At 67.0% G+C, this 23,208-nt stretch carries 16 protein-coding genes and 6 pseudogenes; 11 read left to right on the top strand and 11 right to left on the bottom strand.

Going from position 1 to position 23,208, the window contains the following annotated elements; genetic code table 11:
* The first annotated feature begins 531 nt into the window (after positions 1-531).
* Together WS69_RS27990 and WS69_RS27985 are read left to right on the top strand one after the other, a co-directional pair.
* Positions 532-1,563 (top strand): Acg family FMN-binding oxidoreductase, encoded by a 1,032-nt coding sequence (locus WS69_RS27990; protein ID WP_059473894.1) that lies wholly within the window; start codon positions 532-534, stop codon positions 1,561-1,563.
* Positions 1,560-3,422, top strand: coding sequence for a SulP family inorganic anion transporter (locus tag WS69_RS27985; RefSeq protein ID WP_059473893.1), 1,863 nt, complete (start codon positions 1,560-1,562; stop codon positions 3,420-3,422). The genes WS69_RS27990 and WS69_RS27985 overlap by 4 nt, the downstream gene beginning before the upstream one ends.
* A 270-nt stretch (positions 3,423-3,692) precedes the next feature.
* On the opposite strand, the gene WS69_RS27980 is transcribed toward WS69_RS27985, so the two are convergent.
* Positions 3,693-4,142, bottom strand: a complete 450-nt coding sequence (locus WS69_RS27980) for a CBS domain-containing protein (protein WP_059473892.1) — start codon at positions 4,140-4,142, stop codon at positions 3,693-3,695.
* A 290-nt stretch (positions 4,143-4,432) separates the two neighbouring features.
* Here WS69_RS27980 and WS69_RS27975 point away from each other — a divergent pair, with 290 nt between their 5' ends.
* On the top strand, positions 4,433-5,101 hold the full coding sequence (locus tag WS69_RS27975) for a SagB/ThcOx family dehydrogenase (protein ID WP_059473891.1): 669 nt from the start codon (positions 4,433-4,435) through the stop codon (positions 5,099-5,101).
* A 324-nt stretch (positions 5,102-5,425) separates the two neighbouring features.
* On the opposite strand, the gene WS69_RS27970 is transcribed toward WS69_RS27975, so the two are convergent.
* A complete protein-coding gene (locus WS69_RS27970) occupies positions 5,426-5,860 on the bottom strand; it encodes an Hsp20/alpha crystallin family protein (RefSeq protein WP_059473890.1) in 435 nt (144 codons plus the stop codon).
* Between the two features lie 674 nt (positions 5,861-6,534).
* Here WS69_RS27970 and WS69_RS27960 point away from each other — a divergent pair.
* Genes WS69_RS27960 through WS69_RS27950 form a run of 3 tightly spaced genes read left to right on the top strand, consistent with a single transcriptional unit; the run spans position 6,535 to position 11,208 of the window.
* Complete coding sequence (locus WS69_RS27960; protein ID WP_059473888.1) at positions 6,535-9,456, top strand: molybdopterin oxidoreductase family protein; 2,922 nt, start codon at positions 6,535-6,537, stop codon at positions 9,454-9,456.
* Positions 9,457-9,469: 13 nt separating this feature from the next.
* Entirely contained in the window at positions 9,470-10,210 is a 741-nt protein-coding gene (locus WS69_RS27955; RefSeq protein ID WP_059473887.1) for a 4Fe-4S dicluster domain-containing protein, read from the top strand.
* A gap of 47 nt (positions 10,211-10,257) precedes the next feature.
* Positions 10,258-11,208 (top strand): dimethyl sulfoxide reductase anchor subunit family protein, encoded by a 951-nt coding sequence (locus WS69_RS27950; protein WP_059473886.1) that lies wholly within the window; start codon positions 10,258-10,260, stop codon positions 11,206-11,208.
* Between the two features lie 94 nt (positions 11,209-11,302).
* Here WS69_RS27950 and WS69_RS33865 read toward each other — a convergent pair whose 3' ends face one another.
* The gene (locus WS69_RS33865; RefSeq protein ID WP_156438440.1) at positions 11,303-11,692 is read right to left on the bottom strand and encodes a hypothetical protein; all 390 of its coding nucleotides are present in this window, start codon (positions 11,690-11,692) and stop codon (positions 11,303-11,305) included.
* Here WS69_RS33865 and WS69_RS27945 point away from each other — a divergent pair.
* Positions 11,640-12,268: pseudogene (locus tag WS69_RS27945) on the top strand (putative glycoside hydrolase); the annotation flags it as partial. The gene WS69_RS33865 and the pseudogene WS69_RS27945 sit on opposite strands and share 53 nt — an antisense overlap.
* A gap of 302 nt (positions 12,269-12,570) precedes the next feature.
* Here WS69_RS27945 and WS69_RS27940 read toward each other — a convergent pair.
* The 4 genes and pseudogenes from WS69_RS27940 to WS69_RS35760 form a co-directional block, all read right to left on the bottom strand.
* Entirely contained in the window at positions 12,571-15,099 is a 2,529-nt protein-coding gene (locus WS69_RS27940) for a penicillin-binding protein 1A (protein WP_059473885.1), read from the bottom strand.
* A gap of 62 nt (positions 15,100-15,161) precedes the next feature.
* Positions 15,162-15,384 (bottom strand): annotated as a pseudogene (locus tag WS69_RS32595) (IS110 family transposase); the annotation flags it as partial.
* 22 nt (positions 15,385-15,406) lie between these two features.
* Positions 15,407-15,787: pseudogene (locus tag WS69_RS27935) on the bottom strand (transposase); the annotation flags it as partial.
* Positions 15,780-15,939 (bottom strand): annotated as a pseudogene (locus WS69_RS35760) (pyridoxal phosphate biosynthetic protein PdxJ); the annotation flags it as partial. The pseudogenes WS69_RS27935 and WS69_RS35760, both read right to left, overlap by 8 nt.
* Before the next feature lie 517 nt (positions 15,940-16,456).
* Here WS69_RS35760 and WS69_RS27930 point away from each other — a divergent pair.
* From WS69_RS27930 to WS69_RS27920, 4 genes and pseudogenes are all read left to right on the top strand, one after another.
* A pseudogene (locus WS69_RS27930) lies at positions 16,457-17,143 on the top strand (DUF2345 domain-containing protein); the annotation flags it as partial.
* Positions 17,143-17,490: pseudogene (locus WS69_RS32590) on the top strand (DUF4123 domain-containing protein); the annotation flags it as partial. The pseudogenes WS69_RS27930 and WS69_RS32590, both read left to right, overlap by 1 nt.
* A gap of 262 nt (positions 17,491-17,752) precedes the next feature.
* Positions 17,753-18,511, top strand: a complete 759-nt coding sequence (locus WS69_RS27925) for an alpha/beta fold hydrolase (protein WP_059473883.1) — start codon at positions 17,753-17,755, stop codon at positions 18,509-18,511.
* A 93-nt stretch (positions 18,512-18,604) separates the two neighbouring features.
* Positions 18,605-18,943, top strand: coding sequence for an antibiotic biosynthesis monooxygenase family protein (locus tag WS69_RS27920; RefSeq protein ID WP_059473882.1), 339 nt, complete (start codon positions 18,605-18,607; stop codon positions 18,941-18,943).
* A 206-nt stretch (positions 18,944-19,149) separates the two neighbouring features.
* Here the strand turns inward: WS69_RS27920 and WS69_RS27915 are convergent, their stop codons facing one another.
* The 4 genes from WS69_RS27915 to WS69_RS35185 all read right to left on the bottom strand — a co-directional run.
* On the bottom strand, positions 19,150-20,181 hold the full coding sequence (locus tag WS69_RS27915) for a hypothetical protein (protein WP_059473881.1): 1,032 nt from the start codon (positions 20,179-20,181) through the stop codon (positions 19,150-19,152).
* The gene (locus WS69_RS27910) at positions 20,174-20,644 is read right to left on the bottom strand and encodes a type III secretion system chaperone (RefSeq protein WP_231747241.1); all 471 of its coding nucleotides are present in this window, start codon (positions 20,642-20,644) and stop codon (positions 20,174-20,176) included. Before WS69_RS27910 ends, WS69_RS27915 begins: the two co-directional genes overlap by 8 nt.
* A gap of 331 nt (positions 20,645-20,975) precedes the next feature.
* On the bottom strand, positions 20,976-22,544 hold the full coding sequence (locus WS69_RS27900; RefSeq protein WP_059473878.1) for a thioredoxin family protein: 1,569 nt from the start codon (positions 22,542-22,544) through the stop codon (positions 20,976-20,978).
* A 337-nt stretch (positions 22,545-22,881) separates the two neighbouring features.
* On the bottom strand, positions 22,882-23,208 hold a 327-nt coding region (locus WS69_RS35185), incomplete at its 5' end, for a hypothetical protein (protein WP_231747240.1).

The raw sequence follows: 23,208 nt of genomic DNA, 5'->3' as shown, positions 1-23,208 counted from the left end.
TTTTCTCTTCCATCTAATATCCAGAAAAATTTATTTCCGCTATTATTTATATATTAATTAAACAGAATAAAACAAACGAGAACGACAAACGGGACAAGCTTCACGCCCGCACCTCGATGGTCTAAAATGAAATACGTGCGCCGCAAGATAATTGAAATATCGAGTCATATCAACCGAAATACCTGACTCCCCATCAAAGTTCGATTGAATCCCTCAATCACATATGAAGCATTACAGGCGCGCTTTCTATATTTATCACTTCGATTAAAACAGACAGGTCTCGATGAGAGGCGAGCGCACCGGTCCTCCGATTGCAACGGGCGTCCATTCGGACAGAAAGACACGCGTCCGCTAGCCCTACAACGGAATACCCGCTCGCCCCCCGCCCATCCGCCGTTGATCTGGGTCAAGCCCCGCCCGGCAGCCGCTCCATAGACTGGAATCGATCCTACGCAGTCCGCACCGCCCTCGAACTCCGGCGCGTCACATCCGCCCGCGCACGACCGCGCCTCCCGACAGGAGAACAGCAACATGGAAACGCCCAAGCTCCAGACGCCGCCGCATGACGACATCCCCCCGTTCGATCCGTCGGCGAGCGTCGAGGACCAGCTTCGCCTCGCGATCCGCTACGCGATCCTCGCGCCGTCGAGCCACAACACGCAGCCGTGGCGCTTCATCCTCGGCGACGCGTCGGTGATGCTGTGCGCGGACCGGCTGCGCGCGCTGCCCGTCGTCGACCCATACGACCGCGAGCTGCTCGTCAGTTGCGGCGCGGCGCTCTTCAATCTGCGCGTCGCGCTGAGCCATTTCGGGTTCGCGTATTCGATCGACATGTTCCCGTCGAGCTCGGATCCCGACGTGATTGCGCTCGTGCGGCTCGATCCCCGCGGCTATCACGACGAAAGCCTCGTGCCGCTGTTCGACGCGATCGTCGAGCGCGTGACGACCCGCGCACCGTTCGCGGACGAAGCGGTTTCGTGCGAGATCCAGCGCGCGCTCGTCGATGCCGGCGCGGCCGAAGGCGCCGAGATCGCCTGCGTCGACGCACCCGCCGCGCGCGAGGAGATCGCCGAACTGATCGCCGAAGCCGACCACCTCCAGTTCGCCGATCTGCGCTTTCGGCGCGAGCTCGCGAATTGGGTGCATCCGCGCCGCCGCGACGACGGAATGCCGGCGTTCGCGGCCGGCGTGCCCGCGCTGCTCGACTTCGCGACGCCCGTCGTCGCGTCGGTGATCCGCACGTTCGATCTCGGCGGCGGAATGGCGGCGATGCATCACAAGCTCGTCGACGGCTCGCCGCTCGTCGTCGGCATCTCGACCGCAAGCGACGATCGCGACGCATGGGTCGCGACGGGCCAGGCGCTCGAGCGCGTGCTGCTCGTCGCGACGGCCGCGGGGCTGACCGCGTCGTATCTGAATCAGCCGATCGAAATCGACATGCTGCGCGAAAGACTGCGCCCGCTGCTGCACGTCGATGCCCATCCGCAACTGCTGCTGCGCATCGGACGCGGCCCGGTCGTTCCGCATGCGCCGCGGCGTCCGCTGATGGACGTCGTGTCTTGATCGAGCGGGAACGCGCCGCGCGCGACCGGAACGCCGCGCGGCGCGGCGGCGGCGGCGGCGGCGGCGGCGGCGGCGGCGACGACGGCGCGGCGTGGCGCCGGTGGCTGCCGGGCGTTGCGACGCTGCGCACGTACCAGCGCGCGTGGCTCGCGCGCGACCTGTTCGCGGGCGTCGCGCTGACCGCGGTGCTCGTGCCGGTCGGCATGAGCTACGCGCAGGCGGCCGGCCTGCCCGTCATCGCCGGATTGAACGCGACGATCGCCGCGCTCGTCGGTTACGCGATCTTCGGGCCGAGCCGGATCCTCGTGCTCGGCCCCGATTCCGCACTCGCCGCGCTGATCGCCGGTGCGATCGCGCCGCTCGCACATGGCGATCCCGCGCATGCGATCGCGCTGTCGGCCGCGCTCGCGCTAATGTCGGGCGGTTTCTGCGTGCTCGCCGGCCTGCTGAAGCTCGGCTTCGTCACCGATCTGTTGTCCAAACCGATTCAGTACGGCTATCTGAACGGCCTCGCGCTGACGCTGATCGCGAGCCAGCTTCCGAGCCTGTTCGGCGCCGCGCCGCGCGGCGGCACGTTCGTCGACGAAGTGGCGAGCGTCGCCGCGACCGTCGCGCAAGGCCGGATCGACGCCGCATCGCTTGCGCTCGGCGCCGGCTGTCTCGCCGGCATCATGCTGCTGCGGCGCGCTGCGCCGGCGTGGCCCGGCATTCTGATCGCGGTGGCCGCCGCGTCGATTGCCGCCGCGTGGCTCGACACGGTGCCGGACGCGCATGTCGCAAACGCGCATGTCGCGAACGCGCATGTCGCGAACGCGCATGTCGCGAACGCGCATGTCGCACTCGTCGGCCCGCTCGCCGGCAGCATGCCGCTGCCCGGCCTCCCGGCCATATCGCTCGGCGACGCGAGCCGGCTCATCGCCGGCGCGCTCGCGATCGCCATGGTGTCGGTCGCCGACATCAGCGTGCTGTCGCGCGTGTTCGCGCGGGACGACGGCCGCGAAACCGACCGCAATCAGGAACTGATCGCGCTCGGCGCGGCGAACCTGCTCGCCGGCACGCTGCGCGGCTGCGCGGTCAGCAGCAGTTCGTCGCGCACGCCCGTCGCGCTCGCGGCCGGCGCGCGCACGCAGTTGACGAGCGTCGTCGCAGCAGGCTGCATCGCGCTGCTGCTCGTCGCGCCGACACTGCTCGCCCGCGTGCCGCTCGCAGCGCTCGCGGCGGTCGTCATCTATTCGGCGAGCGGCCTCGTCGACGTGCGCGCGGTCGTTCGCCTCTTCTATATGCGCCGCGGCGAATGCGCGGTGTCGATCCTGTGCTTCGCGGGCGTCGTGCTGCTCGGCGTCGTGCCGGGCATCCTGCTCGCGGTCGGGCTGTCGCTGCTGTCGTTCGTCTGGCGCGCGTGGCATCCATACGATACGGTGCTTGGCCGCGTCGAAGGCGTGCACGGCTATCACGACGTATCGCGACATCCGGACGCGCGGCGGATGCCCGGTCTCGTCGCGTTCCGCTGGGACGCACCGCTGTTTCATGCGAATGCGACGATCTTTCGCGATCACGTGCACGATGCGATCGCCGACGCCGACGCGCCGGTGCGCTGCGTCGTGATCGCGGCCGAGCCGATCACGGACGTCGACGTCACCGCCGCCGACATGCTCGCGACACTGCGCGACGAACTCGCCGCGCGGCGGATCACGCTGTATTTCGCGGAGATGAAGGGACCGGTCAAGGATCGGCTGCGCGCGTACGGGCTCTTCGACAAAATCGGCGCCGATCACTTCTTTCCGACCGTGACGGATGCGGTCTTGCACTTCGCACAGGCGCGCAAGGAGACGGCGGCCGCGCGGCGGGCGCGGCGTTAGCACTTCAACCGCGATGCGGCCGCGCGGCGCGACGAGAAGCGCATGGCAACAATCGCACGCGGAAGGCCGGATCGATCGGCAACGTGCCGCCGTGGGCCACGGACATGAAACCGATTGCACGAACGCGGCTCGCCAACTCGACGGGACAAAAGAACAACGGCACAAAGGCACGACGGCCCAGTGCCGCCTGCACACAATCGATGGCGTGAGACCGATAGCGCGAACCCGCAGCCGCGACGCCGCACACCACACGCTGCGCGCGAGCGCACGTCAGCTTCGCGCCTTCTCCTCGAAGTGAATCTGCCGCCGCGAAACCGACGCGATCTCGTCGAACAGCGACGCCGCGCACGCCAACACGTCGTCCAGGGACACCATCCCGACGAGCGCGCCCTCGGCGTTCACGACCGGCATTCGACGCGCGCCCGTCAGCCGCATCCGATGCGCGATCGCCCATAAGCTGTCCTGCTCGTGAACGACGGCCACCGGCGCGGACATGATCTCGCCGACGAACAGCGCGGCAGGATCGACCTCCTTCGCGATCAGCGACAGCACGATGTCGCGGTCGGTCAGCATGCCGACCGGCTCTTGCGCGCGGCCCGCGTCGTCGACGACGATCAGGTCGCCGACGTGGCGGTCGCGCATCAGGTGCGCGGCGTCGAGCACGGTGTCGGTGCGGCGACACACGGCGACGGCGCGGGTGCAGATCTCGGCGGCATTCACGATTGACCTCCGTTCGTATGCATGATGGGATGCGCGCGCCGCAGCGCGCGGCCGCCGGCCTTCCGGCAACGCAGCGCACGACGGGACGCAGCGTCCGCACAAATGTGCAACATAGCGTCGCACGCGCGTCCGTCTTCCCTTCTGACGCACGTCAACTTCGCCGGCATGCGCGCGCCGGCGTGCGACGCTTGATCGGGATCAGTTCGACGTGCGACACACTCGCTATCGTTGATGAGCGAACGCACTCGCGAACGGGTGCGGCGCGGTTTTCCACTGTCTTGGAGACGGACATGAGCGACCCCGAACTGCTGACCTATCAACCGATCGCCGTGGCATTGCCCGCGCCCGCGGAAGAGGAGGCGCCCGCGATCATCGATCTGCCGCAGCCCGATCTCGGCGCGGGCCTGCCGCTGATGGCCGCGCTGTCACTGCGGGCGAGCACGCGCGAATTCTCGTCCGCGACGCTCGCGCCGACGACGCTCGGCGAACTGCTGTGGGCGGCCGGCGGCGTCAACCGTCCGGCGACGGGCGGCCGCACCGCGCCGTCCGCGCACGCGCTCAACGAGATCGACATCTACGTCGCGCTGCCCGACGGCGTCTACCGCTACGATCCAGTGCTGCACCGGCTGCTGCTGAAGCGCTCGATCGACGCGCGCAACCTGACCGGCTATCAGGACTTCGTCGGCGCCGCGCCGCTCGACCTCGTCTACGTCGTGCGATCGTCGCGGCTGCTGTCGATGCCGAAACCGCTGCGCGAGACGTTCTCCGCGGTGGCGGCGGGCGCGATCGCGCAGAACGTCGCGCTGTATTGCGCGTCGGCGGGACTCGGCTGCGTCGTGCGCGGCTGGATCAACCATCGGCTGCTCTCCGACGCGCTCAGCCTGAACGAAGACGAATTGCCGATCCTCGCGCAGACGGTCGGCAGGCCGGTCGCGCACGCGGGCGGCGCGCACGCCTGAACGTCGCGCGATCCCGCTGCGCCGATGCGGGCGGGATCGCTGTGCGCGGTCGCCGTGTATCGCGCGTCGCGACCGACGTATCGCGCGTCGTACGTGCCGTGTTGCGTACGACGCGTCGTACGCAACGAGCACCGTGTCGCACGTAACACCGCCGCGCTTTGCACGGCGCGCGGCGCAAGAAACGCGGCGCGGCACGGCGCGCGACGAGCGCCGCGTCGTCACATCAGGCAAGACAAAAGAACCGCCGACGCACCGCCGAAGGCTCGCCGGCCTGCATCGCAAAGCAACGCGAAGCGCCGCGTGAACCGCGGCGCGCACGCGCATTCAGCTTATCGTCAGCTTCTTCTTTTCCGCCGTCGCCTTCTTCGGCAGCGTCAGCGACAGCACGCCGTCCTGATACTGCGCGGTCGCGGCGTCGCGGTCGATTTCGCTCGCGAGCGAGAAGGACCGGCTGAACTCGCCAGAATAGCGTTCGCGCCGAATCACGCGCTCGCCTTCCTTCAGCTCCTTGTTCCGCTCGACCTTCGCGTTGATCGACACGGCGTTGCCTTCGATCTGCACGTTGATATCGTTCTTGTCGACGCCCGGCAGCTCGGCTTTGACAAGGTAGGACTGGTCGTTTTCGGTCACGTCGATCTTCATCGATGCGAGCTTCTCTTCTTCGACGTCAATCATGCCGCGCAGCGGACGGAACAAGCCCTGGAACAAATCGGACATCGGTTCCAGCGAAAACGGGTCGTAACGCGTCAAATTGCTCATTGCTCTCTCCTGGAATTCGCAGCCGCGCACAATGCGCAGCCGACACCGCAGACGACGTCCTGCACACACCGGACGCCCCTCAATGACCTGATGCCGGTCGAATCAATACCGCTGGTTTTCAGCGTAGCGACGCAGGTCCGTCCGACATTGACGTGTGTCAATCGGCGGCCACGCTCGCCGCGCGCCGGATGCACCCGGCGCCAATCGGCGCGCGTGTCGACGTTTTGCCTCTATCGATTTCGTTCGCGACTCGATTCGACGATGCGCCGAGCGAAATTCCGCGGCGCGCATGCGCCGCTCCTCGCAGCAGCCGCGACCGGCTCGCCGGTCGGAAGAACCGCCGTCGGCGCGCTACCGTTGCGCCGCGAGGCTCGGCATCGCGCCCGGCACCGCAAGCGCCGTCGCCGCGCACGAGCGCGCGCGGGGCCTCGATATGACATGGCCGAAGTCTGTTCATTTGCACGTATCGTGAAAACGGGCCGCACCGCAATCGACGGAAGCCGGTCGCATCGCGCGCGTCCGCACGTCCGTCGCAAATCGACGATCCATCAGCCTCGCCGATGACTTCAGTTTGAAATCGCGATTTGTCATACCAGAGCGCCACACCTAGCATGCAAAGCGCGAGCCGACATCCGTCGCGCTCGCTTCAACGGGATCTTCGACAAAGAGCGAACATGGACGATCGTGTGCGAGCCGGAGACGAGCCACTCGAAGTCAAGACGACGACCTGCTACATGTGCGCGTGCCGCTGCGGAATCCGCGTGCATCTGCGAAACGGTGAAGTCCGCTATATCGACGGCAACCCCGATCACCCGCTCAACCAGGGCGTGATCTGCGCGAAAGGCGCGTCGGGGATCATGAAGCAGTACTCGCCCGCGCGGCTCACGCAGCCGCTGATGCGCAAGGCGGGCGCCGAGCGCGGCAGCGCGCAGTTCGAGCCGGTGTCTTGGGACGTCGCGTTCGCCGTGCTCGAAAGGCGGCTCGCGCATCTGCGCGCGACCGATCCGAAGCGATTCGCGCTCTTCACCGGCCGCGACCAGATGCAGGCCCTGACGGGCCTCTTCGCGAAGCAGTACGGCACGCCCAATTACGCGGCGCACGGCGGCTTCTGCTCGGCGAACATGGCGGCCGGCATGATCTACACGATCGGCGGATCGTTCTGGGAATTCGGCGGCCCCGATCTCGATCGCGCGAAGCTGTTTTTCATGATCGGCACCGCCGAGGACCATCATTCGAATCCGCTGAAAATCGCGATCTCGAAGTTCAAGCGCGCGGGCGGCCGGTTCGTCGCGATCAATCCGATCCGCACCGGCTACGCGGCGATCGCCGACGAATGGGTGCCGATTCGTCCCGGCACCGACGGCGCACTGTTCATGGCGCTGATTCGCGAGCTGATCGAGACGGACCGCTACGACCGCGACTTCGTCACGCGCTACACGAACGCGGCCGAGCTGCTCGACATGCGCGCCGATGCCGATACGTTCGGGCTCTTCGTGCGCGATGCGGCCACGCCCGAGCGCAATCCGCTGTTTCCGCAGGATCACCTGTGGTGGGATCTCGGCGGCGGCCGGCCCGTGCCGCATCACACGCGCGGCGCGACGCCCGCGCTCGACGGCCGCTACACGCTCGCCGACGGCACGCCCGTCGCGCCGTCGTTCGCGCTGCTGCGCGAGCGCGTCGCCGCATGCACGCCGGAATGGGCCGAACGGATCACGGGCATATCGGCCGGCACGATCCGCCGGCTCGCGCACGAAATGGCCGATGTCGCGCGCGACCACAAAATCACGCTGCCGATCCGCTGGACCGACGCTTGGGGCGAAACGCACGACACCGTCACAGGCAATCCGATCGCGTTCCATGCGATGCGCGGACTCGCCGCGCACTCGAACGGCTTCCAGTCGATCCGCGCGCTCGCGGTGCTGATGTCGCTGCTCGGGACGATCGACCGGCCAGGCGGCTTCCGCCACAAATCGCCGTATCCGCGCGCGGTGCCGCCTTCGGCGAAGCCGCCGAGCGGCCCCGGCGCGGTGCGCCCGGACACGCCGCTCGCGGCGGGCCCGCTCGGCTGGCCGGCCGCGCCCGAGGATCTGTTCGTCGACGAGCAAGGCGGCCCGGTGCGGATCGACAAGGCGTTTTCGTGGGAATACCCGCTCGCGGTCCACGGGCTGATGCACAGCGTGATCACGAACGCGTGGCGCGGCGATCCCTATCCGATCGACACGCTGATGATCTTCATGGCCAACATGGCGTGGAATTCGTCGATGAACACGGTCGAGGTCCGCAAGATGCTCGCGGACAAGCACGCGCACGGCGAATACAAGATTCCGTTCATCGTCGTGTGCGACGCGTTCCAGTCCGAAATGACCGCGTTCGCCGATCTGATCCTGCCCGACACGACGTATCTCGAACGGCACGATGCGATGTCGATGCTCGACCGGCCGATCTCCGAATTCGACGGACCGGCGGATTCGGTGCGCATACCGGTGGTGCCGCCGACCGGCGAATGCAAGCCGTTCCAGGACGTGCTGATCGAGCTCGCGAGCCGGCTGAAGCTGCCGGCGTTCACGACGCCGGACGGCGCACGCAGATTCCGCGACTATCCGGACTTCATCGTCAACTATCAGACCGCACCCGATTCGGGCGTCGGCTTCCTGATGGGCTGGCGCGGCGAGGACGGCGGCGACGCGCTCGTCGGCGAACCGAATCCGCGTCAATGGGACGAATACGCGAAGCACGACTGTGTCTTTCACTACACGCTGCCGGCGGCGCGGCAATACATGCGCGGCTGCAACGGCCCGTATCTGAAATGGGCGGTCGAGCAAGGCTTCCGGAAGTTCGGCGAGCCGATCGTCATCCATCTGTATTCGGACGTGATGCAGAGATTCCGTCTCGCCGCGCAGGGCAAGACGAGCGGCCGGCAGCCGCCCGATCATCTGCGCACGCGCATCGCGCGCTATTTCGATCCGCTGCCGTTCTGGTACGAGCCGCTCGAGCTCGGTGCGACCGATTTGCAGCGCTATCCGCTCGCCGCCGTCACGCAGCGGCCGATGGCGATGTACCACTCGTGGGATTCGCAGAACGCGTGGCTGCGGCAGATTCATGGGGAGAACGATCTGTTCGTGAACCCGAAGATCGCGCGCGATGCGGGGATCGCGGACGGCGGCTGGATCTACATCGAGTCGCAATGGGGCAAGGTGCGCTGCCGCGCGCGCTACAGCGAGGTCGTCGAGCCGGGCACCGTGTGGACCTGGAACGCGATCGGCAAGGCGGCGGGCGCGTGGAATCTCGGGCCGAGCGCGAACGAATCTCAGCACGGCTTCCTGCTGAATCACGTGATCACCGACGAGCTGCCCGGCGACACCGCCCACGCGCCGCGCATTTCGAACTCCGATCCGATCACCGGCCAGGCCGCGTGGTACGACGTGCGCGTGCGCATCTATCCGGCCGAAGCGGATGCCGACCATACGCTGCCGCAGTTCGCGCCGATGCCGGCGCTGCCCGGCGTGACGGGCGCGGTTCGGCGCATCGTGCAGAGCTATTTCGCAGGCCGAGGCGAATTCGCCGCCCGGCTGCGCAATCCGGCGAAACGCCGTTGACGAGGAGCATGCGATGACGCAAATGGCGCTCGTAATCGATCTGAACGTGTGCGTGGGATGCCACGCGTGCGTGACGAGCTGCAAGGAATGGAATACGTCGGGCTCGGCGGGCGCGCTGTCGGATACGCGGCCTTACGACGCCGATCCGTCCGGCACGTTCTTCAACCGCGTGCAGACGTTCGAGGCGGGAGAATTCCCGCTCGCCGACACCATCCATTTCCCGAAGTCGTGCCTGCATTGCGAAGATCCGCCGTGCGTGCCCGTATGCCCGACGGGCGCGAGCTACAAGCGCAAGGAGGACGGGCTCGTGCTCGTCGATTACGACAAGTGCATCGGCTGCAAGTACTGCGCGTGGGCGTGTCCGTACGGCGCGCGCGAGCTCGACGAGGCGCGCAAGGAGATGACGAAATGCACGCTCTGCGCGGACCGCATTCATGACGACGCGCTGCCCGAGCGCGATCGCAAGCCCGCGTGCGTGCTCGCGTGCCCGACTTCGGCGCGCCTCTTCGGCGACATTCACGATCCGGAGTCGGTCGCATCGCAAGCGATTCGCGAGCGCGGCGGCTATCAGCTGATGCCGGAATGGGGAACGCGGCCCGCGAATCACTATCTGCCCCGACGCACGACGACGGCTTGCAGCAGCGGCGACGCGTGCTCGTGCCGATCGGCCGGCGCGGAACCGGCGCTCGCATCGGCCGGCGACGACCTGGCGCACGCACAAGTGCAACTCGCCGCGCTCGCGAAGCGCGTCTGAACGCGCCGCGCGCCGGCGCTACCGACATCGAATCCGGAGCAATACGAATGAAACCCGCTTTTTCGGTCATATTCCTGACGACGCTGAGCGGCGCGAGCCAGGGGCTCGTGATCGCGCTGTTCGGCGTCGAGCTCGCGGCGCGGCCCGGGCTGATCGCGTCGCCGCCGCAGGCGTTCTTCGTCGCGGGCGCAGCGCTCGCCGTGCTGCTCGGCTCGCTCGGCCTGTTCGCGTCGTTCTTCCATCTCGGGCGTCCGGAGCGCGCATGGCGCGCGGTCGCGATGTGGCGCACGTCATGGCTGGCGCGCGAATGCATCGCGCTGCCGGCGTTTCTCGCGTGCGCGACGGCTTACGGCGGCGCGCACGCGCTCGCATTGCCGTATTCGCTCGCGCTCGGCATGCTCGCGACGCTCGCGAGCGGCGTACTGTTCGTCTGCACCGGCATGATCTACATCTGTCTGCGCTTCCTTCAGGAATGGGCGACGCCGCTGACGATGACCAACTTCGCGCTGCTCGGCTGCGCGTCCGGCTTCACGCTCGCGACCGCCGGCGCCGCGTGGTTCGCGCCGCCGCTCGTGCCGGCGCTCGCCGGATGCGCGTGCGCGCTGACGCTTGCGGGTTGCGCGACGCGCATCGCGGCATTGGTGCGCAACGCGCGGCTGCGGCCGCGATCGACGGTGCAAAGCGCGACCGGCATCCACGCGCGGCGGGTCGTGCAGCGATCGCGCGGCTTCACGGCCGGCGCGTTCAACCTGCGCGAGTTCTTCCACGGGAAGACGCCGCTGACGCTGCAGCGCATGAAGTGGACGTTTCTGATCTGCGCATTTGCGGTGCCGTTTGCGCTGCTGGCGATCGGCGGTGCCGCGGCGCCGGCCGTCGCGTCGTTCAGGCTCGCGTGCGGCGCATTCGCGATCCAGTACGCGGGGCTCGTCGCGGAGCGCTGGTTCTTCTTTGCCGAGGCGCGGCATCCGCAGAACGTCTATGACCAGTGTGCCGCGTAACCGGCGGCGCATGCGTGCCGGGCGTCTGTCCGCCGCGCGTCGATGCCGCGCGTCTATTCGCGACGGCGGCCACGCCGCGCACCGTCAGCGCCTTTCATTCCCCTCCCGCTTCGCCGCTGGCGGCGCCGTTCGCATCGGGCGACTCCGTCCCGCCAAAGCTGGCGTTCTTGACTACGATCAACCGCCGATGCTCAAACCATAGCAGCATGCTTGCCGTATCAGAACCGATTCGACGCGAACCGCGCGGCGGCACCGCGATGCGACCGACGAGCCGGCCATCGCGTCGGCGTTCGGTATCGCCAAAGGTGAGGCTTTTCGGGAGCCGTCCCGCGTGATGCCGGCACTGCCGATCGCGCATGGGCGTAAGCGAGTGCGAATCGTCATCGGTGCGCCAATGCGCCGGCCGCGGCGTGTGTTGAATCGTTTGTCGCCGGGAAAAGCTGCGCTGGATCGATCCGTCGTTGCGCGAAGCGTGGATGCACAATCTCGATGTCGCCGAAGAAGCGGCGAAGCTCGGCTTCGATGAAATCCAGTTCGACTACGTGCGCTTCCCGGACGCGCGCGGGCTGCGCTTCGGCGTGCCGAACACGCGTGCGAACCGCACCGCGGCGATCACGGGCTTCCTGCAAGCGGCGCACGACCGGGGCTCGCGCCGTACAACGTGTTCGTCGCCGCCGACATCTTCGGCTACGTCTGCTGGAACGAAGACGACACCGCAATCGGTCAGCAGATCGAAACGCTCGGCGGCCCGCTCGACTACATCTCGCCGATGCTCTATCCGTCCGGCTTCACGTGGGGATTGCCGGGCTGCACGCAGCCGACCGCCGATCCGGGGCAGATCGTGCGCCGCTCGCTTGCCGAGGCGCGCTCGCGAACCGGGCTGCCCGGCGTGCGGTTCCGGCCGTGGCGGCAGGCGTTCCGCGACTACGCGTTCGACCGCCGCGATTTCGAGGCGGCGGAGATCCGCGCGCAGGTCGACGCCGCCGACACCGTCGAGACCGACGGATGGATGCTGTGGAATGCGCGGAATCACTACGATCCGAAGCAGTTGCCGAAATAGCCGCGCGGCTTCGCGACACGGCGGCGCGGCTCGCCGGAGCGGAGGCCGAGCACGCCGGGAAGCAAGGCGAAGTTCAGCGCGCCCCGACAGTGCGGCAGCCGCAGCTACAACGACTGGCGACTGGCGACTGCGACTGCGACTGCGGCTACGGCTACGGCTACGGCTGCGACACACGAGCCTATCCCGACCGCCCTTCACGACCCACCCGCGCCCCACGCGGTTTCCGTATCGAGCGGAAAGGCGCGATGCGCGACGCGCGCGAAGTCGAACAGCCCGTCACGCCGCGTCGCCGCTCTCCGCCGCTAATTGACGCCGGCCGCTCCGCTCGCGGCCGGCGCATCGGGCGTCGGCGTCGGCGACATCGGCGCGTTGTCGTTCGGCAAGCCGTTGCCCGGCTGCGCGGCGGGCGGAGACAGCGGCGGCGTCGACGGCAACAACGGCGGCATCTCCGGCGTGACCGCTGAAGCGCCGCCCGGCGCGGCGAACGGCACGCCGCTCGCGGCCGACGCCGCCGCCGCCGACGACGCTTCGGACGCGAACGCCGCCGCCGCGGCCGCCTCGGACGCCGCCTCGACCTCGGAAGCCGGCATCGCCTCTTCCACCGGCGCGCGCGGCGCCTTCGGCGGCGCGGCCTTCTGCGGTTCGGCTTTCTCGAACAGATAGCGATACCAGTCGTTGAGCTTGTCGCGGAACGTGTCGAACGCGCTCGGCGGCGCCTCGGTCGCGAAGCGCTCGCGCGTGTCGATGATCCGCGCGCGGATCGCCCGCTGATAGAAATCGCCGACGATCGGCAGCGCACTCCTCGCGCCCTGCCCCCAAACGCTGCCGAGCGTCACGCGACCATCGTCGAAGCCGACCCATGCGCCCGCGACGAGCTGCGGCTGCATCAGGATGAACCAGCCGTCTGTGTCGCCCTGCGTCGTGCCGGTCTTTCCCGCGACATCCGCGCGAATGCCATAACGCGAGCGGATCGCCGCGCCGGTGCCGCGCTCGACGACGCCGCGCATCACGTCGATCAGCGTGCGCGCGGGCGCCGCATCGAGCGCACGCTCGGGCGACGCGCTCGCGAACTCGGCGAGCGCTTCGCCATTGCGATCCTCGATGCGCGTGACCATCCGCGGCTCGACGTATTCGCCGACGTTCGCGATCGTCGCGTATGCGGACACCATCTCCTTCAGCGTCACGGGGCTCGTGCCGAGCGCGAGCGACGGCACCGCGTCGAGCTCGCTGTCGCGCACGCCCATCGCGCGCGCGAGCCGCGCGACCTTCTGCGGGCCGACCTTCATCATCAGTTGCGCGGTGATCCGGTTGCGCGAATACGCGATCGCGTCGCGCAGCGTCATCGGCTTGCCGGTCGGCGATGCGTCGTCGTCGGGCCGCCAGATCTCGCCGCCCTTCAGCGGGATCTCGACCGGCTGATCGACGAACGTGTCGTCGGGCGTCGCGCCGCCCGCGAACGCCGCGCCGTAGACGAACGGCTTGAACGTCGAGCCCGGCTGCCGGCGCGCCTGCTGCACGTGATCGAACGGCTCGGTCGTGAAGTCGCGGCTGCCGACCCACGCCTTGATCTGTCCGTTGCGCGGATCGATCGCGAGAAAGCCCGCCTGCACGTCGGCCTTCGCCTTGCACAGCGCGCGCGTGAACCCGCGATCGGCGAGCAGATGCTTGAGCGCCGCGTCTTCGGTCGCGCCGCCGTCGAGCGCCGCGCGGAATGCCGGCGTCTCGCGCACGAACGCGCGGAACAGCGGATTGCCCGGCGCGCAGCCGCTGCCGGCGTTCCACATCCCGTTCGCGATCCCTTGCAGCTGATTCGTCTGTCGCGCGAGCGCCTGCGTCGCATACGCCTGCAGCCGCGAATCGATCGTCGTGCGCACGACGAGGCCGTCCGAGTAGACGTTGTAGTCGTTGCGGTCGGCCCACGCGATCAGCCACTTGCGCAGTTGCTGCGCGAAATGCGGCGCGGGGCCGGGCGGCTCCTTCTGCCGCTCGAAGTCGATCCGCAGCGGCTTCTTCTGCAGCGACGCATACGCGGCCGGCGACAACTTCCCATACTTCACCATCTGCGCGAGCACCGTGTTGCGCCGCGCGAGCGCGCGCTCCGGGTTCAGCACCGGGTTGTAGTAGCTGTTGCCCTTCAGCATGCCGACGAGCGTCGCGGCGTCGAGCGCGTCGAGCTGATCGGCCGATTTGTCGAAGTACGTGCGCGCGGCCATCTCGACACCGTACGCGTTGTACAGGAACGGGACCGTGTTCAGATACGTCTCGAGAATCTGCGCCTTGCTGTAGACCGCCTCGATCTTCAGCGCGGTGATCGCTTCCTTCAGCTTGCGCGTGAGCGTCGGCGCGCGGCCGATCTCGTCCGGATACAGATTGCGCGCGAGCTGCTGCGTGATCGTCGAGCCGCCCTGCCGCTCGCCCGAGAACGTGCGCAGCGCGGCGCCCGCCGTGCGGCGCCAGTCGAGGCCGTGGTGCTCGTAGAAGCGGTGGTCTTCAGTCGAGATCAGCGCATCGACCATCTTCGGCGAGATGCCCGCGAGCGGCACCCATTCGCGGTTCGACGGCTTGAATTCGGCGAGCAGCTTGCCGTCGGCGGACAGGATCTGCGCGGGCGCGTCGACGCGCGCCTTGCGGATGTCGCCAATGCTCGGCGTGAACGGGATCAGCGCGAGCACGTAGAGCAGGAACAGCGCCGGCACGGCGGCGATGGCGAGCGCGACGCCGCGTCGCGTCGGATGGCGCAGGCGACGGAGGACGGCGGCGGCGTGCGGCTTCGCGGCGGCGAGCCTGGCCGCGCAGCGGTCGAGGAAGGACGACACGATTCGGCGATTCACGCGGTGACGCGAACAGGTGGGAAAGCGTGCATCGTACCAAACGCGGGGTGTCCCTATGTCTTTCATCGGGCGCCAGAGGCTGACTTTGGTTGGTAAATGGTGCCGTCGCGCAGCATGGCGAACAGGACATCGCAGTACCGACGCGCCAGCGCGATGGGTGCTTGGTTGTGGCGCTCATCCTGTTGGATCTTGCGTGCGTTAATAAGTCTGCGAGACGGGGCCTCGTAAGGCAGCGCAGGTGGAGAGGAACAAGGCGCGCTCGAGCACCTTGTTGCCGCGTCTATTGAGAATTACGTAAGCCATGACATCACCAAAGCTCAGCTTGCTTCCAGCAAGCAGCGATGATCGATTTGCGCTTCTGGCCGCTCTTGAGTTTGCATCGAGCGGTGTGCTTCGGTTCGGCCAGGTTGTTGGGATAGAAGTTGACTAAGGCGTGCCGCTTGAGCCAAGCCGAGAGGTATTCGACTGGATTCAGATCGGGCGCGTAACCGGGCAGCAGTGCCATCTGTACGGCGCCATCCATGCTGTCGAGGTATTCGCGCACGACGCGGCTCTTGTGCTGCGCTGCGCCGTCCCGCACGATCATCAGCTTGCGTCTGAGTTGCGCGCGCCGCGCTTTGAGGAATTCGACGATCTGCGCGCTTTTGATCGCGCCGTCATGCAGGCGGAACAGGAAGTTTGTACGGGCGCCTGTTCGAGCAGGCCGACGTCGCGGATCGTCTGGTCGGTGATGTTGAGGCGCTTGCAGATCGTCGCGATGTTGAGGCCGTGAATATCGCGCAACTCGGCGAAGACTGCGGTCAGTTCGAGTGGCGACGAGCACTTGCTTTCGTTGCTGAGGCAGGTCGACCAACAACAAGGGCGATTACTGCGTAGCTGAAATCAGAAAAAACCAACGTATCAGTCTTTCCAGCGTGAAGGCCGGATGATCGTCCGCAGAACACTGCCAATTTTGATTAGATGGACTTGGCCGGCGCGCCGTAAGCCGGCCGATTTCCCGTTTTCTTCAGTGGATTCGGTATCCTTATTCGCCAAAGAAGGCGGTTCGCCGGTTCCGATACCGCGCTCAATCGCCTGACAACAAGGGGCGCGACGCGCCCCATTCCGGCGAACCTGAGAAAAAAGGATTTGAACCATGACGTTGGGGCCGCGCGGGCCGCAGGAGACGGCGTTTGCGCCGATCTTCGAGGCGATTCATCGTGGGCTGTTGCAGCGCGAGCGGCTGCTGAAGCTCGACACGCCGCTTGGGGCGAACACGCTCATTCCGTTGCGCGCGCTTGGCGAAGCGAAGCTCGGCCGCGACTACACGTGGACAATCGACGCCGCGACCACGCGCGACGATCTGAATCCCGACGCGCTGATCGCGCAGCAATCGTCGCTAAGCGAGCAGCATCGCGCGGAGAGTCTGAAAGCGGGTCACGACGCGCTCACGGAACTGACCGGCGCGACGCGGCAGCCGGTGGAGCCGGGCTTGAGCGGCGGCCGCACGCCGGGCGGCGGGACGGGCAGCGCGAACGGCTTCAAGGTGCCGGCAATGCTGCTCGGCAGCGCGAGCGGGATGGGCCTCACGACGCTTCAGTCGCTGCACGCGTCGGCGGATCGGCACGTGAACGTCGTCGCGGGTCAAAGCGCGTTCGTCGCGACCGGGAAGTCGTTCGTGACGAGCGCGGGCGAGAAGGTGAGCGTGTTCGCGCAGGACGGGATCAAGCTGTTCGCGAAGGACGCGATTCAGATCGAGTCGCATCGCGAGACGATCGACCTGATCGGCCGGAAGACGGTGCGGATCGTGTCGGCGACGGAGCGGATCGAGATCGCGGCGGACAAGGAGATACTGATTACGTCGGGGCAGGCGTATATCCGCCTGAAGGACGGTGACATTCAGATCCACGCGCCGGGCAAGATCGACATCAAGGGCAGCATGCACAGCTTCTCAGGCCCGGCCAGCATGCCGTATCCGATGCCGACGCAGCCGGATGCAGTGTGCGTGCCGTGCATGATGAAACGCGCGGCGGGGCGATCGGCGTTCGTGTCGACGGGGGGCTGATGGATACGCAAACCGTGTTCGGCGAGGCCGATTCGTTAGGGGCGCACCTATATGTGCTCGTCGACCCGTTGCAGAACGGCAGTTTGCCCGATGCATTGTCGGTCCGGTCGGATCATGTCGCGTGCCTGATGGACGGCGGAGCGGACGTGCAGGCCGTTTCGCCGCACCTCGTCTACATCCCCCCAAGTCACTTTGAATCGGCGCGCGCATGGCTGGAACGACATGGACCGTCATCGCCGTGCGCGACGATGCTTGCATCGCCAGTGCCGCTTGCAGCGCTCGCGGCGCATCTGAAGTCGTTTTTGCGCGTGCGCTTGCCGGATGGCGAACCGATCGTGCTCGCGTATTGCGTCATTCTACGAGATCGCAATACCGCTGAATTGGCGTTCTCACCGAATCGATCGGGATGTGTGAGTAAGTAACTATCAACGGAAGCGATCATGACGGTCCGACAAGCCGGTGCGAGCCCACCACCCGGTCACCCTTTTCTTCATCGTGATCTTTCGGTGCCGTCAATCGGGTGGCGCGACATCGGATGGCGCGCAAGCGTCGCAGCGCGAAAGGACGTCGACGCGGAGTCTGCAGTCAAACCATGGAAGTGTGAGAGACATGAAAAAAGCCACGCCGTTGGTCATGATTCACGGCCTGATGGGTTCATTGAATTTCTACGCGCCCCGCGAGCGCATCCGCACCGTAGCAATCCATACACCGGACCTGATCGGCTACGGTCAATTGAAGGACGTGTGCGAGCCCGAGATCACTCTTGCGAGCCAGACCGCGCACGTCGTGCGCTACTTGAACGAACAGGTCGACGAGCCGTGCATGCTGCTTGGGCACAGCGTCGGTGGCGCCATCGCGATGCTCGTTGCGGTAGCGGCACCCGAGCGTGTGCGCGGCATCATCAACGTCGAAGGGAACTTCACTCTCGCCGATGCGTTCTGGTGCCGCAAGATCGCCGCCCTCTCCGACGAGGACTGGCACGCCGAGCACGAGCGGCTCGTCGCTGATCCAAAAGAATGGCTGACAAACGGCGATGTCGCGATCATGCCGCAACGCGTCGAATGGGCGCGTGGCGCTCTAGCGAATCAACCGCGCGGAACCATTCGGGCAATGGCGCGCGCGGTAGTGGCGGAGACGGGCGACGCCAGCTATCTGCCGCGGATCCGCTCGGTCGTCGAACATGGGACCCCGCTGTTTCTACTCGCGGGCGAACGCTCTGCGTCCGGATGGGATTTACCGGACTGGGCGCAGTCAGCCGCGCGCGATTACGTCGTGCAGAAGGATGTCGGCCACATGATGATGCTTGAGCAGCCGGACGAATTCTGCCGCATCGTCGAAGACATGGTCGCCCAGCTCAGGGAAGCTTGACAACATGGGTCAGGTGGCCCGCACTTTCGCTCGCCGATGTGTTCCGCCGCGCATAGCGCTGCGACAATCGACGTCACGTGGACAGGAGGAGGCATGTCCATCGCGAAGACTGGCACTGCGCCATATTACGCGGTAATTTTCACGTCAGTGCGCACCGAAGAGGACAATGGCCATCAAAAGATGGCCGACGCGATGTTCGAGCTCGCGGCAAAACAGCCGGGATATCTCGGCGTCGAGTCCGCCGGCGAAGACTTCGGCATTACGGTGTCCTATTGGGAGAGCCTTGAGGCGATCGCAGCGTGGAAGGAGAACGTCGCGCACGTGGCCGCGCAACGGCTCGGCCGCGACGCCTGGTACAGCATGTACAAGACGCGGGTTTGCCGCGTCGAACGCGATTACGTGTACGAGGCGTCACAAAACTGCTGCGAATGAGCGGCTTCCGGCAAACAGTGCCATCAAGTAAGCGAGTTTTCGGCGGACTTTTCGATGGGAAAGGAGCCGTGCCGCCATCGACGCCGACGCCGACGCGTCGCACCTGCGGCCCCGCCTGCGACGCCACGGTTCACACCTGTCGTTCCGGGCGACTGGCGTGCGCCGCGGCAGCGGCGGCGGCCGTCATCCGCGCCGCCGCGTCGGCGTCAAAACTTGTCGTCCTTCTTGACTGCGACTTCCATGTACTGGTTCGAGAAGAAGTGTCGCGCCACCTTGATCTCCGGGCGATAAAGGCCGTTGACGAGCTTGTTGACGTGCGCTTCGCCGACGTTGCCGAGCACGCGCGCCTGCGCGTCCGGCGACAGGTTCTCGCGCATGTCGCGCACGATGGACAGCGCGATGCCCGCCTTCATGTCGCCGCCGGCAAACACCGTCTGGAACGGTTGCAACGTGCGCTTGGACAAGCGGCTGTACTCGTCGGGACTCAAGCCTTCGATGTGCCGATCGAGATTCGGCGTGCGCGCGAAGCGCATTTCGACGAGGCTGAGCCACGCGGTGTCGCGGAAATGCGGATCGTCGAAATCGAAGCGGTACGTCGTGCCGCCGAACCGGCTGCTGGGCTTTTTCGGGTCGGCGCCGGCTTCCAGCGAGAAGAACACGAAATCGTCGTTGCCGAGCAGCTTGATGTCTTCTTGCGGCGAATTCGCCTGATTGAAGATGATGTGGCGGTCGATCAGCTTCTGCCGCGAGAAGAGGCTGACCGTGTCGTTGCCGCTCTTCACCGGTGCTGCGGTGCTGTGCGTCGCGAAGAAAGGCGTCGCGAGAAAGCGCTCGACGAACTGCTTTTCCTGGCCGCTCAGCGCACCGAGTTCGCGATAGAGCCCGCGAAGATTGGCCTTCGACAGATCGCGCACATGGTCTCGCGCGTTTTGCGCGGGCACGTCCTTCCAGATTTCGCCGCTTTCGATCATCCGGCCGTGCGACTTGCCGGTGATGAACTGACGAAACGCGTTGACGATCTGGCGCGACGCGACGTCTTCGGTGAGCGTTGCGTCGCGCGCGCCGGCGGCGCCCGACCGGTCCGACGGATGCGGCACGGCGATGTCGCCTTCGCCGCCGCGTGCGACGGTGCGCGGCGTGCCAGCGACGTCGAGACGGCCGGCGTTGCGCTCTGCCGCCGCAACCTGGCCGACGCCGGCTTGAGTGGGAACGGACGAGACTGAGCGGAGATCAAGCATGGGCAAGTGGATCGTATCGGCGAGTTGAGTGGCGCGCATCGTGCGGTGCGGCGGATGCCGACTGCTCGATTGCGGAAGATTCGCAGCTCCAGGCCGCCAGCCATTCGACGAGCCCGGCGAACGCGTCCGTCAGGCGCTCGAGCGACAGGTTCTCGGGCGGCAAATGCCGCATCGCCACCAGCGCATCCGTCTGCGGATTCAGGCCGACGATCGGCACGTGTTCGTGCAACGCGCCGAATTGGCCGGCGAGCACGAAGCGAATCCAGACGTCGTGCTGCAGCGTGTCGGCCACGGGCATCGGCAATTCGCCGAGCAGCGTCAGGCAGTTCAGCGCGCGGTTGTCGTAGAGCGCCAGCTTCAGACCGTCTATCCTCAACTGGCACACGCCGGTCGCATCGAATTTCAGATCGGACAGCCCGATCTGCGCACCGAACGCGCTCAGCAACGTGTTCGTCATTTCCATCGATTGGCTCTGGGTTGATCGTAGGTCGCCAATCTTAGGCAGTCCGGCGCGTCACTCTTTCAAAAACCGCTCGTTTGTTTCGTTTTCGACTCCGAAGGTTTGCCGTTCGAAGGTTTGCCGGCCTGTCGCGCAAACGGCTTCGGAGCGGAGGCTTCGTTTTGCTTCGACTGGTGCGGGCGCGCGCCGCCGGTTCGCACGACGAGCGGGACCGGACGGGCGACGACAACCTGTGCGCCCGGCGGCGATGCGCGCTCGCACGAAGCGCCCGCTCGCGAGCGCGCTTCCCGGCCCCGCGCGCTTGCGAATGCACGCAGGACGTCGCCTGACGCCGTCACGCCTTCGCCGTCTTGATCAGGCTCTCGCAGGTCCCGACCTGCGGATCGCCCGCCGGCAGTTTCCCGCACACGCCTTCGAACTGCTTGACGACCGCCCGCACGGTCGCGTCGTGCGCGCCGCCCTGCCGCCAATGCGCGAGCTGCGTGACGACCCGCGTCAGCGCGCGCCGGTTCGCGCCGTAGAATGCGTTGCGCGTCTGGCCCGCCTGCGTCAGCACGTCGTTTGCAATCTGCCGGATTCGCGCGGCGTCGTCCGGCGCGAGGTCGACCGCGTTCGCGAAATACGCCGCGCCCCAGCGCAGCCGCGTCGCCGGACCGCTCGCCGCCTCATACGCCTTCCGGTACCAGTCGAGCGCGGCCGATCGATCGCCGCGCGCCTTCGCGTTCGCCGCGAGCCCCGACATGAAGTAATACGGCGTCGGCGAGCGCGCGAGCTCCGCCTTCAGCAGCGCGTCAGCCGCGTCGAACTGGCCGGCGTCGGTCAGCGTGTCGGCCGCTTCGCTCACGACCGCCTGCCGCGCATAGACGTTCGTCGATTCGGCGACCGCCGACGCGGTCTGCCGGCGCACCGCCTCCGCAAGCGGGGCCGGCAGCGGCGCGCCCGGCTTCGCGTCGAGCCGCGCGACGCGCACGCGGCCGTGCAGCGCCATCGTCCGGTCGATCGCGGCGAGCGACGTGTCGGCCGACAGCCGCGCGAGCGCCGCATCGAACTGCTTCGCGAGCGTCGCGCGCGCCGCCGCGTCGCCGCCGGCCAGATACTTGACGACGTCGGCCGGCGCCGCGACGAGCACGTCGTAATCGGCGCGCGCGCGCTTCGGATCGCGCAGCGCGTCGCGCACGGCGGCGGCGCCCGCTGTCTTGTCGATGTCGCCTTGCTGCGGCGGATCGCCGACCGCCGCCGACACGACCGCCTTCAATTCGAGCCGCGGCGCTTCGGCGTTCGCATGATCCGCGCGCGCATGGCTCGCGAGCGTCTGCAGCGTCGTCGCGACGCGCTCGTTCGGCACCGGCAGATCGCCGTCGGTATCCCACGAGTAATCGGCGAGCACGCGCCAGTCGTCGGGCGTCACGCGCGCGCCGTCCTTCAGCGCGGCCGCGAGCGTCTGCTTGAACGGATGCGCGGCGTTCAGGCCGATCGACAGCGCCTGCATGTAGCGGTCGAGATCGACTTCGCCCGGCAGCCGCGTGACTTCGGCGCCGTCCGGCCGGAACAGGATCATCGTCGGATAGCCGCGCACCTTGAAGCGGTCGCCGATCTTCTGCGCGTTCTCCGTGTCGCCGTCGAGATAGACCGGCACGAAGAACGACGAGCGCGACTTGAACGCCTGCTGGCTGAAGATCGTCGACTTCACCTGATTGCATGACGGGCACCAGACGGCGCCCCAGTAAAGAAACAGCGGCTTGTTCGTGCGCTTCGCCTCGGCGAACGCGGCGTCGACGTCGCCTTGCCGCCACGCGATGCCGGGCGGCAGATGCTCGGGCGCATGCGGCGCGCCGGCGGCAAAGCAGGCGGTCGCGGCGGCAAAAAGTAGCGACGCCGTCAGCTTTCGAATCGCGGTTTTCATCGATGAGAGTCCGGTTGGGGGCGGCGCCGCATTGGTTCGGCATCTTCGTCGCGGCCCGCATCGGGTTGACGTTCGAGCGCGTCGGCCACGCGCTCCGTTCTTTTACGACGCAATCGTACGAAGTATAGAAACAATTGCGGGCGCGACGGGAGACCTTCATGCGCGCGGGGAAAGTGCGATGCGGAGCGCGTCGCGCGGCGCGACGGCCGGCATGTCGCTTGCGCGAAGATCGGCGACGCCCGAGCTGCATCGCGACAGCCCGGGCAGCCGCGACGGCTGCGGCGATGGACGGAATCGACGTCATCGCAACTTATTCCGTTCGCGATGGTCGCGAGAATTACGATCGGCATATCGACTGCATCGACTGCATCGACTGCATCGACTGCATCGACTGCATCGACTGCATCGACTGCATCGACTGCATCGACTGCATCGACCGCATCGACCGCATCGACCGCATCGACCGCATCGACCGCATCGACCGCATCGACCGCATCGACTGCATCGATCCCGTCGACGACACGAAGCGGCGACGGCCGCGCGCGACACGCCGCGCCGTCCGTCGCGCACCGCGCATCGCTCCCCCAGAATCGCGGTAGGAATGCCCATTACTGAACACCCCCCGCACAGATCCCGGCGTGCCCAATTCGGGCACCGGGCTCCT

Source organism: Burkholderia sp. BDU5 (assembly GCF_001522845.1).
Classification (GTDB): domain Bacteria; phylum Pseudomonadota; class Gammaproteobacteria; order Burkholderiales; family Burkholderiaceae; genus Burkholderia; species Burkholderia mayonis.
This window is presented reverse-complemented; position numbering and strand designations above follow the sequence as displayed.

What these genes read in the sequence shown, in the direction of transcription:
- WS69_RS27900 (WP_059473878.1), bottom strand. Translation starts at nt 22,544, where the DNA reads ATGAAAACCGCGATTCGAAAGCTGACGGCGTCGCTACTTTTTGCCGCC.
- WS69_RS27955 (WP_059473887.1), top strand. Translation starts at nt 9,470, where the DNA reads ATGACGCAAATGGCGCTCGTAATCGATCTGAACGTGTGCGTGGGATGC.
- WS69_RS27910 (WP_231747241.1), bottom strand. Translation starts at nt 20,644, where the DNA reads ATGGAAATGACGAACACGTTGCTGAGCGCGTTCGGTGCGCAGATCGGG.
- WS69_RS27950 (WP_059473886.1), top strand. Translation starts at nt 10,258, where the DNA reads ATGAAACCCGCTTTTTCGGTCATATTCCTGACGACGCTGAGCGGCGCG.
- WS69_RS27960 (WP_059473888.1), top strand. Translation starts at nt 6,535, where the DNA reads ATGGACGATCGTGTGCGAGCCGGAGACGAGCCACTCGAAGTCAAGACG.
- WS69_RS27975 (WP_059473891.1), top strand. Translation starts at nt 4,433, where the DNA reads ATGAGCGACCCCGAACTGCTGACCTATCAACCGATCGCCGTGGCATTG.
- WS69_RS27970 (WP_059473890.1), bottom strand. Translation starts at nt 5,860, where the DNA reads ATGAGCAATTTGACGCGTTACGACCCGTTTTCGCTGGAACCGATGTCC.
- WS69_RS27915 (WP_059473881.1), bottom strand. Translation starts at nt 20,181, where the DNA reads ATGCTTGATCTCCGCTCAGTCTCGTCCGTTCCCACTCAAGCCGGCGTC.
- WS69_RS27925 (WP_059473883.1), top strand. Translation starts at nt 17,753, where the DNA reads ATGAAAAAAGCCACGCCGTTGGTCATGATTCACGGCCTGATGGGTTCA.
- WS69_RS27990 (WP_059473894.1), top strand. Translation starts at nt 532, where the DNA reads ATGGAAACGCCCAAGCTCCAGACGCCGCCGCATGACGACATCCCCCCG.
- WS69_RS27920 (WP_059473882.1), top strand. Translation starts at nt 18,605, where the DNA reads ATGTCCATCGCGAAGACTGGCACTGCGCCATATTACGCGGTAATTTTC.